This window comes from Acidimicrobiia bacterium, from assembly GCA_040881685.1.
Taxonomy (GTDB): Bacteria; Actinomycetota; Acidimicrobiia; order IMCC26256; family PALSA-555; genus SHVJ01.
In genome coordinates, this window is the sequence record JBBECS010000003.1 from 167,233 (window position 1) to 178,629 (window position 11,397).

Genomic DNA, 11,397 nt, shown 5'->3' on the forward strand with positions numbered 1-11,397 from the left:
GGATACGGACTTCGCGCTTCGAGCCAGGGGCTGCCGTGCTTTCGAAGATCCTCATTGCCAACCGCGGCGAGATTGCGGTGCGGGTCATGCGGACCTGTCGCGAGCTCGGCATCGCGAGCGTTGCCGTGTACTCGGAACTTGATCGCGACGCGCTCCATGCTCGGTTCGCCGACGAGGCACACGCGCTCGGGGGTCAGACGGCGGCCGAGAGCTACCTGAACACGGAACGGATGCTGGAGATCGCTCGCAGCAGCGGTGCCGACGCGGTGCACCCTGGGTATGGCTTCTTCGCCGAGAATGCCGACTTCGCCCGCGCCGTGACCGACGCCGGACTCACGTGGATCGGTCCGCCGCCCGAGGCAATCGAGGTCATGGGCGACAAGATCTCGTCGCGTAAGGCCGCGGCCGCGGCGAAGGTGGCCTCGGTTCCGGGAACGCTCGAGCCCATCGTCGGCGTCGACGACATCGTCGCGTTCGGCGAGGAGCACGGCTGGCCTGTCGCCATCAAGGCCGCCTTCGGCGGTGGCGGCAAGGGCATGAAGATCTGCGAGAGCGCCGATGACGCCGCGTCAGCATTCGAATCCGCAACACGCGAGGCGACGGCGTACTTCGGTCGCCCCGAGGCCTACCTCGAGCGCTACCTCACGCGGCCCCGCCACGTCGAGGTGCAGGTGTTCTGCGACACGCACGGCACCGGCGTATGGCTCGGCGAGCGCGACTGCTCGACGCAACGCCGCCATCAGAAGCTCATCGAAGAGACGCCCGCACCAGGGATCTCGGATGCAACGCGCGAGGCCATGGGCGCGGCCGCGGTGAAGGTGGCACTCGCCTGCGGGTACGTGAACGCGGGCACGGTCGAGATGCTCTACCAGGACGAGGAGTTCTGGTTCCTCGAGATGAACACACGGCTGCAGGTCGAGCACTGCGTGACCGAGGAGGTCACGCGCCTCGACCTGGTTGCCGAGCAGATCAGGGTGGCCAATGGCGCGCCGCTCTCGTTCACCCAGGACTCGGTGACGAGGCACGGACACGCGATCGAATGCCGGATCAACGCCGAGGACCCGTCGAAGCGGTTCCTCCCGTCACCGGGCACCCTCAGTCGCCTGCGTGTGCCGAGCGGGCCCGGTGTGCGCTGGGACGGTGGCTACGAAGAGGGCGACACCATCTCGCAGTACTACGACAACCTGATCGGCAAGCTCGTCGTCTGGGCACCCGATCGTGAACGGGCTACCGAGCGCATGCTGCGCGCGCTCGGAGAGCTGGTGGTCGAGGGTGTCCGCACGACCACGCCCGCGCACCTCGCATTGCTCGCCGACCCGGTGTTCGCCGCCGGACAGCACTCCACGAAGTGGGTCGAGGACGAGTTCGACACGACCTTGTTCGCCGCCACGCCCGCGCCCGCCGCGGTGTCATCCGCGGGCGATGCCGAGGCCGCCACGTCTCCACTCGTCGAACGCGCGGTTCCGGTCGAGGTGAACGGGAAGCGGTTCTCCGTGCGACTCTGGCTCCCCGACGCGCCGGTCAGCGCAGGGGGTGGCGGGACGGGACGGCGTACGCCGCGGCCGCGGCCGGCCGCGGCCGGCAGCACGGGCGGCTCGGGCGACGGCGTCATCAGTGCGCCAATGCAAGGGACGATCGTAAAGGTGCTCGTTGCCGCGGGAGACGAGGTCGAGGCAGGACAGGCGTTGCTCGTGCTCGAGGCGATGAAGATGGAGAACCACATCAACGCGGTGGGGTCAGGAACGGTGAAAGAGATTCGCGTCGAGGCCGGCGACACGGTCGGCCCTGGCGACGTGCTGCTCGTCCTCGGCTAAGCCCCCGCTCAGGACGCCGCGTCGGCGAGGGACTCGCTGAGCGTCGGGTGTACGAGCAGCGAATCGACGATGTCGCTGACCTTGAGGCCGGCGGTGACGGCGAGCGCTACGACCCCGATGAGCTCGGCTGCGTTGCGTCCGACGATGGAGCCACCGAGGACCACCCCGGTCGCGGGGTCAGAGATGATCTTCACGAAGCCGCGCGGGTCGCCCTGGATGAGCGCCTTGGCGTTGGCGGTGAACGGCACCTTCGTGACTCGGATCTTTCGGCCGCTCGCGAACGCCTCGGCTTCGGCGAGCCCGACGTCGGCGATCTCGGGTTCGGTGAAGACCGCCGACGCGGCTTTGTCGTAGTCGAGGTTGCGGTGTGGACGGTTGTGCATGCCCATGAGGTGCTCAGCGATCTTGCGGCCTTGCATCGCCGCGACCGACGAGAGCGGGAGCTTCCCCGAGACATCGCCGATGGCATAGACGTGGCGCTGGCTCGACACGCAGTTGTGGTTCACCACTACGTAGGCACCGTCGTCGAGGAGCACGCCGATCTCCGGAAGCCCCAGGCCCTCCGTACTCGGAACGGAGCCGACGGCCAGGATCGCGTGTGAGCCCTCGATGACCCGTCCGTCTTCGCAGCTCACGCGCACCACATCGCCGTCACGGTCGATCGCCGACGCCCGCGCCCCCTTGAGCAGGGTGACGCCTCGAGCGAGGAACGCGTCTTCGAGCACTGACGCCACCTCGGCGTCCTTGATCGGGAGCACCTGCTGACGGGAGACGAGCAACGTGACCTTGGACCCGAGCGAGGCGAACATGTGGGTGAACTCGACACCGGTCACACCCGAACCGATCACGATCGCGTGCTCGGGGATCTCGGGCGGTGGGTAGCAGTGGCGCGTGGTGAGGATGCGTTCGCCGTCGACCGCCGCGAAGTCGGGAACACGCGGCCGTGAACCGGTCGCGATGACCACGAAGTCGGCTTCGAGCTCTTCGAGCCCGTCGTCGGTCTCGGCGACGACGGTGTGGTCATCCTTGAAGCGCGCGGTTCCGGTGACCAGCCGTACACCTTGTGAGCCAAGAAGCTCGAACACCGACGCGTGCAAGTGCTTCTGGATCGAGTCGATGCGACGCGTCAGCGCTTGCACGTCGAGCGTGCCCTCGGCCCGCAGCCCCATCTCTGGTGCGCGGTGGAGCTCGCTGAGCTCTCCCCCGGTCGCGATGAGCGCCTTGGACGGGATGCAGTCCCACAGGTGCGCGGCACCACCGACGATCTCGCGTTCGACGAGCGTCACCTCGGCCCCGAGCGTGGCGGCGACCGTGGCGCACGCGTTGCCGGCGGGACCTCCGCCGATGATCACGAGGCGCGTCGTTGGCATGGAACAAGGGTACGCGAAGGCCTGTCGCTAGCCTTCACGTGTGCCCGAGCTGCGACACGATGCGCTCACCGGGCGCTTGGTGCTGGTCGCCGCCGCTCGGGGAGCGCGTCCACACACGACTTCCCCAATCACCCGCGTCGCAGATGGGGCCGCCGCATGCGCGTTCTGTCCCGGGCACGAAGCAGAGACGCCGCCCGAGATCGCGCGCTTGGGTGCGGGTGGACCGGGTGAACCCGGATGGCGCGTGCGCGTTTTCCCCAACCTGTACCCCATCGTCGGGGGCGAAGAAGCGGGGACGGGCGCGACCGGAGCGCACGAGGTGATCGCGTTGTCCCCGGATCACGACCGCGACTTCGGGGCGCTGACCCATGACGAGGCGGCCGAGGTGCTCGGCATGTTGCGGGATCGCGCCCGCGCCAACGTGGGCTCTGGTCACGAGTACGTCCAGGTCCTGATCAACCACGGCCGTGCCGCCGGGGCATCCATCGCCCACCCGCACGCGCAGCTCGTAGCGCTCGACTTCATTCCCCCCGCGGTCACCGTGGCGACGGAGCGGTTCGCCGACGCGGCGTCCGATCTCGTGCTCGCGGACCTCGCCGACGCAGTGGATCGGGAGCAAGGCGTCGTGGTCGGCGAGGAGGTGGCGGCGTGGTGCCCGACGGGATCCGCTTCCCCGTTCGAGATCCGCATCGCGGCACGTTGGGCGGGTGCCCGGTTCGACGAGGCCACCGACGCGCACGTACTCGGGGTGGCCGTGGTGTTGCGCGACGTGCTTGCGAGTGTCGCGGACGTGCTCGATCACCCGCCCTACAACGTCGTGATCCATGGCGCCGACGCGCCGTCCGGCGCCCGATACCACTGGTGGGTCGAGGTCACGCCGCGGACCGCAGTGGTTGCCGGCTTCGAGCTCGGCACGGGCGTGTTCGTCAACTCGGTCGACCCCGAGCACGCGGCAGCACAGCTCCGGGACGCGCGGTGAGTGTGAGGATCTCGCAATGCGAACGGTTCGCCGCGCCGCCAACGACGGTGTGGCGCGCCGTCGAGGACATCTCGACCCACCCGACGTGGATGCGAGATGCCATAGAGATCACGCTCTTGACGGAGGAGCACGGAGGCATTGGCGCCGAGTTTGCCTGCCTCACGAAGGTCGGTCCCTTCCGGAACCATGATGTGCTCCGCGTGACCGAATGGGAGACCGACGCGGTGATGGGCATCGCGCATACTGGCGTCGTCACCGGTACCGGGCGCTTCACGCTCACACCGGATGGCTCCGGCACGCGCTTCTGTTGGGAGGAGGTGCTGCGCTTCCCGTGGTGGATGGGCAGCGCCGTCGGCGAGCGGATCGCGAAACCGGTGCTCGGTCGAGTGTGGCGGAAGAACCTCCGACGGTTGAAGGCGATCGTCGAGAGCCGCTAGCCGGCGACGAGGCTCGCGACCGCCGCGTACGGGTCGAGCGATCGGTCAGCGACGCGAGCCACGAGCTTCTCGAAGTCGTCCCCCGCGCACAGGTGGTCGACCTGCGTGGCAAGTCGGGCGTGCACGATCGATCGCAGCTCTTCGCGCACACGCTCGAACCGACGCTCGTCGAGGCGACCGTCGGCCTCGAGGAACGCTCGATGACCCACAACCGCGTCAAACAGCTCGTCGATGCCGCGGTTCTCGGTGGCGATCGTCTCGATGACCGGCGGCTGCCACGCCCGCTCGCCGCCGAGCTCGAGCATCTGGAGAAGGTCGCGCACGGTCTCGTCGACGCCGGGTCGATCGGCCTTGTTCACGACGAGCACGTCGGCGATCTCGAGCAGACCGGCCTTCGCGGTTTGCACCCCGTCACCCCAACCGGGGTTGACCACGACCGCGGTTGTGTCGGCGGCGCGGGCGATCTCGACCTCGACCTGACCGACACCGACGGTCTCGACGATCAGCCACGGCTTCCCCGCCGCGTCCAGCACCCGCAGCGCTTGCGGGGTTGCGAGCGCGAGGCCGCCGAGATGACCACGCGTCGCCATCGATCGGATGAACACACCCTCGTCCGTGGCGTGGTCCTGCATGCGGACACGGTCGCCCAGGATCGCTCCGCCGGTGAACGGGCTCGTGGGGTCCACCGCGAGCACGCCCACCTCTTCACCATCGCGTCGTATGCGGGTGATCAGGCGGTCGGTGATCGTGGACTTGCCCGCGCCTGGTGCGCCCGTGATGCCCACCGTGTACGCGTTGCCGGTGTGCGGATAGAGGCGGGCCACCGCCTCGGTCGCTGCGGCACCTCCCGACTCGACGAGAGAGATCAGTCGAGCGACGGCACCGCGGTCACCCGCTCGCGCGCCGTCGACCAAGGCGCCGGCGTCGGGCGTCATCCGGGCTCAGTACTCGGGGCTGTCGTCCACGTTGTCGGCCTCGACCGCGGTGATGCCAGGCACGCGGTCCTTGATGATGCGCTCGACCCCGGCCTTGAGGGTCATCGTGGAGACCGGACACGTGCCACACGCGCCGACGAGCTCCACGTGCACAACGCCAGCGTCGTCGATGGTCTTGAAGACGATGTCGCCGCCGTCGGCCTGGAGCGCCGGGCGGATGGCGTCGATCGCCTCGAGGACGTCGGCTTCGGTGCTGGCGGTTGCGGTCATCGTGCTGGCTCCAGTCGAAGGGCGGTGCCCCTAGTACAACCCACCCAGTATCGCACTCGTTCCCGCCTTTTCTCGCTCCCTCGCGGTGGGCCGGGAACCACCCTGTCGGTCGACTCCGCAGGCTCCGTCTCCTAGGCCCACGGTCGCTCGCTCGCTGGGCGAGCGCCCTGCGCTCCGCTTCGGGCGCCGCGCTAACGCGGCAAGCGCTCGACGTCGGCGCCGAGTGAGCAGAGCTTCCCGGGGAGGTCGGCATAACCACGGTCGACGTGGCCGGTATCGAGCACCACGGTCTCACCGTCGGTTCCTAGCGCGGCGAGCATGAGCGCGGCACCCGCTCGTACGTCGTGTGCACGGACGGGCGCGCCGGTCAGGCGCGACACGCCGCGCACCACCGCGTGCCGACCTTCGGTCCGGATGTCTGCACCCATGCGGTTGAGCTCGTCGACGAACGCGAAGCGGTTGTCGAAGATGTTCTCGGTCACGATCGCGGTGCCTTCGGCTCGCGCGAGCACGGCCACCGCGAGCGGCATGAAGTCGGTCGCGAAGCCAGGGAACGGGAGCGTCTGCACATCGACCGAGCGCAGTCGCTCCTCGGATCGTGCCGTGAGGCCATCGGGAGTTGCTTCGATCGTCATCCCCATCTCGTCGAGCTTGCGCACGATCATCTCGACGTGATGGAAGTCGATTCCTTCGATGTTGATGGCGCCGCCGGCTGCGGCGCATGCCATGAGCAGCGTCCCCGCCTCGATGCGGTCACCGACGATCGTGTGTTCGACGGCGCGCAGCTCGTCGACGCCTTCGATCTCAATCGTCGAGGTGCCCGCACCCGTGATGTGCGCACCCATCTCCGTGAGGAAGTCGCACAGATCGCTGATCTCGGGCTCGCGTGCGGCGTTCTCGATGATCGTCTGGCCCTTCGCGAGCACGGCCGTGGTCAGGACCGTCTCGGTCGCGCCGACGCTGGGAAACTCGAGCACCACCCGCGCACCGCACAGCGCGTTGCAGCGAGCCTCCACGAAACCGTGGACCACCTCGAGCTCGGCACCCATCGCCTCGAGCGCGGCGAAGTGCATGTCGAGCTTGCGCGCGCCGATGTTGTCGCCGCCGGGCATGGCCACGCGGGCGTGACCAATTCGCGCGAGCAACGGACCGAGCACGTTGATCGACGCGCGCATGCGGCTGACGAGCTCGTAGGGCGCTTCTGGCTCGAGCTCATCGCCGACGTCTATCTGGACGACTCCGGGCTCGGCCCACTCTGCTGCAGCTCCGATCCCGCGCAGCAGCTCCATCATCACGTCGAGATCGACGACCGGGGTGACGTTGTGCAACCGAGTGGTGCCCGTCGCGAGCAGCGCGGCCGCCATCTGCTTGAGCCCCGCGTTCTTGGTCATGCCGGCCACGCGCACGGTGCCCGACAGCGGATTCCCGCCGCGCACGACGAACCGGGCCATCAATCCCGCTCTCGGCCCTGTGGGCCGGGCCGCTCCACTCCACCTGGGCGACCGGTTTTCGGCCGCACGATACGTGCGGCGCGGGCGCTCACCTTTGGCATCAGGTTCCCCGATAGACCGGCGGGCGTTGCTCGACGAAGGCGGCGATCGCCTCCTTCATGTCGTCGGAGCGCAGACAGTCGGCCTGAGCCTCGGCTTCGATCACCATCCCATCGCGAACCGTTGCGCCCGACATTGCCGTGGCGATGGCGCGCTTGACGCCGCGCACGGCGATCGGCGGCTGGGCTGCGATCGTCTCGGCCAGCTCGAGGGCGGCGTCGTCGAGCTCCTCGTCGGAGACGACCCGATCGGCCAACCCGATCCGTTCCGCGTCGTCGGCGTCGATCCGAGCGCGCGTGAGGATGAGCTCCTTGGCGCGACCCGGTCCGACGATCCGTGGCAGACGCTGCGTTCCGCCGAGGTCGGGGAGGATGCCGTACTGCAGCTCGAGCAGTCCCACCAGCGTGCCCCGTGCCAGCAGTCGGATGTCACACGCGAGCGCGAGCTGCAACCCGGCACCGAGCGCATATCCGCGCACGGCTGCGATCGTCGCGAACGGCGCTTCTTCGAGCCACGTGTACGACTCCTGTGCGCGAAGGATCCCTGCGACGACGGAGTCGTCGTGCGTCGCGTCGGCACCAGCCGCGAGCTGATCGCCCGCGGCACCGTCGGCGAACACACTCGTGTCGATCCCGCTCGAGAAGGCGCGACCCTCGCCGATGACGATCAGCGCTCGGAGCTCGCCAGGCTCCGCGAGCAATCGAGTCCCGAGATCGCGGAGCTCTCCCCACATCGCGATCGTGAACGAGTTGAGCTTCTCGGGTCGGTTCAGCACGAGCCGACCGACATGGCCGTCGGGCTCGAAGCGCAGCGTGTCGTAACTGGGGATCGCCGGCATGAGGCCCGAGGCTACCGACCGCGCCGCGGGTTTCTCTAGATCGGCGTCGTGAGCCGTTGCCGCTCGATGCGGGCGACCTCTACCGGCTGCACGAAGCCCGGCACTTCGAGCGCGCCCACCGGTACGACGTCGGCTCCCGGCGGCACGGCTGCGGCGAGGCGCATCGTGGCCAGTGTCTCGTTCGGGGCCGCGGCGGAGCAGAGGCGGGCCGCGAGGTTGACCGAGCTGCCGACATAATCGTCCCCCTCGAGGAGGATGACCGCGCCGGCAGCCAGACCAGCGCGCAGGGGCAGCACCGCGTCAGACCCGTCGTCACGCGACATCAGCGAAAGCACCGAGGCCACGAGGCGGTCGTCATCGGTGCTCACCAGCATCACGCCGTCACCGAGCCACTTGTCGACGCGCACCGCGTGGTCGGAAGCGATCTCCCGTACGTCGGCCCGAAAGCGCGTCAGGACGTCGACAGCCTGCTCATCGCCGTGGGCGTCAGTGAACCGCGTGAAGCCGCAGAGATCGATGAAAGCAAACGCCCGTTCAACCCGCACCAGTCCAGTCTCGCGGGTGAGCGACCCCCATCTCGAACACTTGGCGACTCTTCGCCAGAAGTTCACGTGACCAGCGGCTTCACCCAGGCAACCGATGTCTTGGCGACCTCCTGGAGCACGTCTTCGATGGTTCGGCCGCTCGCCTTCAGGGGCCGAAACCCGTGATCAGCCGTCTCGAGCCAGCGAAAGGTCACAGGGCCAGGGATCTTCTTCGCCGACTTCGTGAGCTCGGCTTGCGGCGCGAGCGCGTCCCGAGTCCCGCTCACGAAGAGCACAGGGACGTTGATGTGACCGAAGTGATCGTCGCGTCGCCGCTCGGGCTTTCCGGCCGGGTGCAGCGGGTAGCCCAGGAGGAGCAGCCCAAGCGCGGGCACCGGGTCGACCTTGCCTGCGGTGACCATCGAGCAGAACCGACCACCCATTGAACGTCCCCCGAGGACGAGCCGATCGGGCGGGAGACCGCTGAGTCGACTGAGCTCGTCCACCGCGTCCCGGGTCGCCGACTCGAGCACGGGCGGGCGATCGGGTGCTCGGCGACCGGCCGCGCGGTACGGGTACTCGAAGCGCAACGACGGGATGCCGGCGGCCTCGAGCACATCTGCCACGGCAACGAGCGGTCGCGCGTCCATTCCGGCGCCCGCGCCGTGGGCCAGCAACACCGCTCGATCAGCGCCGGTCTTCGGTCCTTGATACGCAGCACTCACGACTCGAGGACCCACCTTCGGAGGAAGGCTTCGGAGCGCGTGAGCGCGTCGGCCACGGTCTCCGGGCGCACGAAGCCGTGGCCCTCTCCCTCGTAGACCTGGTGCTCGATCGTGCCCCCGGCGGCGCGCACCGCGTCGACCAGCACTCTGGCCTGCTCGGGCGGGACGACGTTGTCGTCGGCGCCCTGGAGCAAGAGGATCGGCGCGCCGATCTCGGCTGCGTGTGCCACAGGCGACCGGTCACGATAACGATCCGCGAACCCGCTCTGCTCGCCGACGATGCGGTCGAGATAGCGCGATTCGAAGCGATGCGTGCTCTCGGCCAGCGCGCGCAAGTCGGTTACGCCGTACAGGCTCACACCGGCACGCACGAGCTTGGCGAAGCGCGCACAGAGCAGCAGCACGGTGAGTCCGCCCGCGCTGCCACCGATCGCCGCGACACGAGTGGGATCGCACCATCCCTGCGTGCGCGCCGCACGGATGCCCGCGGCGGTGTCGTCGACGTCCATGAGACCCCAGCTCTCCGCCATCGCTTGTGCGTAGTCGCGGCCGTACCCGGTCGAGCCTCGGTGGTTCGGCGCGAGCACTGCCCAGCCTCGCGAGACGAAGAACTGGACGCGCGCGCTCCATGCGGCGGTCGCTTGACCGGTCGGCCCGCCGTGGACGTCGACAAGCAGCGGCGGCTTCGGCGTCGCGAGAGGCCGGTACAGCAGGCCGTGGATCGCCGAACCGTCGTCGGACTCCCACGTCACCGGCTCGGGCTCGACCAGCCCCGCCGCCTCGAAGCCCCCGACCGGCCCGCGAGCGACCTCGCGCCGGCCGTCGCCTTCAGGTGCGAGCACGCTCACCACGGCCGGGGTTCGCGCGCCCGAGCGGATGCACACGACGCCCGCTGCGCCCCAGTCGAGCCCGTGGTGCCATCCCTTGGATCTCGGCACGGCCGCGCCGCCACCCCGCGGGACGACCACGAGACGACCGAATCCGTCTTCGTTGCGGTTCAGGGCGAGCGCGCTCGCGTCTGGCGCCCACGCGAACGACCGCTGGCCTGGGCCCCATGCGGGCTCGGCCTGCTCGCATCCCTCGGGCAGCACCGGCGCCGCGTCGGTCCCGTCGATGCACGCCGTCCACACGTTCCACCAGCCAGAGCGATCGGAGACGAAGCCGAGCGCGGACGCGTCGGGGGCGAAGCGCGGCTGACCCACCGACTCGTTGTCGCCTCCCGCCACCACGACGCGGTCGGCGCCATCACGTCGCGCGACGACGATGCGCGACGCGTCCCATGACATCCCAGTGAGGTCCCATTCGTGCCAGGCCAACACGCTGCCGTCGGGCGCCCACGAGGGGTCCCATGCGTAGTCGGCTCCGTGTGACGCTCGCGCCGGCCAGGCCGACCCGTCGCTCGGCACGACCGCGATGTCGCAGGCGTCGTCACGCTCGAGCACGAACGCGATCCAACCCCCGGCGGGCGTGGCCGCTGGTGCCGCGGCACGGCCGTCGCGGCTCAGCACGCGGACGGGCCCGCCCTCGGCCGGCACGAGCACCAAGCGTCGGTCGGCAGCCACGACTGCGAGCTGATCGGACCCGGCCCAGCAGTACGCACCCCCGCCGTAGGCGCCGACCGGCGACACCCCGAGGTCAGCGGTGACCACCTGCGGTGGCCCCACGGCATCGGAAGGCGCGACCACGAGGTCGGCGCGGCCTCCGAACGCCTCGACCCACGCGAGGCACCGGCCATCGGGCGACCACCGGGGCTCGGCCACGACCCGGGACCGCGCGACCATCTCGGCGCTGATCGGGAAGCCCACGGCGCCCGAGGCTACCGAGGAGCGCCGCAGGTACCCTGCGGCGCCGGGAGCCGGGGCCCAGCGGCCCGGCGCGAAGCGCCAAGAGCGGGGAGCAACTAGGCGCAGAACCCCCAAAACGGCCTGGGGAAAGGGATCCTGGGCCACACAGTA

11 protein-coding genes are annotated in these 11,397 nt (G+C 69.5%); 3 read left to right on the forward strand and 8 right to left on the reverse strand.

Annotated elements, in window-relative coordinates; all coding sequences use genetic code 11:
• Positions 1-35: 35 nt before the first annotated feature.
• Positions 36-1,814, forward strand: coding sequence for a biotin carboxylase N-terminal domain-containing protein (locus tag WEE69_01985; GenBank protein MEX1144058.1), 1,779 nt, complete (start codon positions 36-38; stop codon positions 1,812-1,814).
• An 8-nt stretch (positions 1,815-1,822) separates the two neighbouring features.
• On the opposite strand, the gene WEE69_01990 is transcribed toward WEE69_01985, so the two are convergent.
• Positions 1,823-3,184 (reverse strand): FAD-dependent oxidoreductase, encoded by a 1,362-nt coding sequence (locus WEE69_01990; protein ID MEX1144059.1) that lies wholly within the window; start codon positions 3,182-3,184, stop codon positions 1,823-1,825.
• A 40-nt stretch (positions 3,185-3,224) separates the two neighbouring features.
• Between WEE69_01990 and WEE69_01995 the strand changes: the two genes are divergently transcribed.
• Together WEE69_01995 and WEE69_02000 are read left to right on the forward strand one after the other, a co-directional pair.
• Positions 3,225-4,163 carry a DUF4921 family protein gene (locus tag WEE69_01995; GenBank protein ID MEX1144060.1) on the forward strand — a complete coding sequence of 313 codons (939 nt, stop codon included), beginning with the start codon at positions 3,225-3,227 and terminating at the stop codon, positions 4,161-4,163.
• Between the two features lie 2 nt (positions 4,164-4,165).
• Positions 4,166-4,600 (forward strand): SRPBCC family protein, encoded by a 435-nt coding sequence (locus WEE69_02000; protein MEX1144061.1) that lies wholly within the window; start codon positions 4,166-4,168, stop codon positions 4,598-4,600.
• On the opposite strand, the gene meaB is transcribed toward WEE69_02000, so the two are convergent.
• The 7 genes from meaB to WEE69_02035 all read right to left on the reverse strand — a co-directional run bounded on the left by meaB (position 4,597) and on the right by WEE69_02035 (position 11,247).
• Positions 4,597-5,535, reverse strand: a complete 939-nt coding sequence (gene meaB / locus WEE69_02005) for a methylmalonyl Co-A mutase-associated GTPase MeaB (protein ID MEX1144062.1) — start codon at positions 5,533-5,535, stop codon at positions 4,597-4,599. The two genes, WEE69_02000 and meaB, sit on opposite strands and share 4 nt — an antisense overlap.
• A 6-nt stretch (positions 5,536-5,541) precedes the next feature.
• Complete coding sequence (locus tag WEE69_02010) at positions 5,542-5,805, reverse strand: NifU family protein (GenBank protein ID MEX1144063.1); 264 nt, start codon at positions 5,803-5,805, stop codon at positions 5,542-5,544.
• 191 nt (positions 5,806-5,996) lie between these two features.
• Positions 5,997-7,259 carry a UDP-N-acetylglucosamine 1-carboxyvinyltransferase gene (gene murA / locus WEE69_02015; protein ID MEX1144064.1) on the reverse strand — a complete coding sequence of 421 codons (1,263 nt, stop codon included), beginning with the start codon at positions 7,257-7,259 and terminating at the stop codon, positions 5,997-5,999.
• A 97-nt stretch (positions 7,260-7,356) separates the two neighbouring features.
• On the reverse strand, positions 7,357-8,193 hold the full coding sequence (locus WEE69_02020; GenBank protein ID MEX1144065.1) for an enoyl-CoA hydratase/isomerase family protein: 837 nt from the start codon (positions 8,191-8,193) through the stop codon (positions 7,357-7,359).
• A 35-nt stretch (positions 8,194-8,228) separates the two neighbouring features.
• Positions 8,229-8,738 carry an adenylate/guanylate cyclase domain-containing protein gene (locus tag WEE69_02025; GenBank protein MEX1144066.1) on the reverse strand — a complete coding sequence of 170 codons (510 nt, stop codon included), beginning with the start codon at positions 8,736-8,738 and terminating at the stop codon, positions 8,229-8,231.
• Between the two features lie 62 nt (positions 8,739-8,800).
• Positions 8,801-9,442, reverse strand: coding sequence for an alpha/beta family hydrolase (locus tag WEE69_02030; protein MEX1144067.1), 642 nt, complete (start codon positions 9,440-9,442; stop codon positions 8,801-8,803).
• The gene (locus tag WEE69_02035) at positions 9,439-11,247 is read right to left on the reverse strand and encodes a S9 family peptidase (GenBank protein MEX1144068.1); all 1,809 of its coding nucleotides are present in this window, start codon (positions 11,245-11,247) and stop codon (positions 9,439-9,441) included. The genes WEE69_02030 and WEE69_02035 overlap by 4 nt, the downstream gene beginning before the upstream one ends.
• Positions 11,248-11,397: the final 150 nt, after the last annotated feature.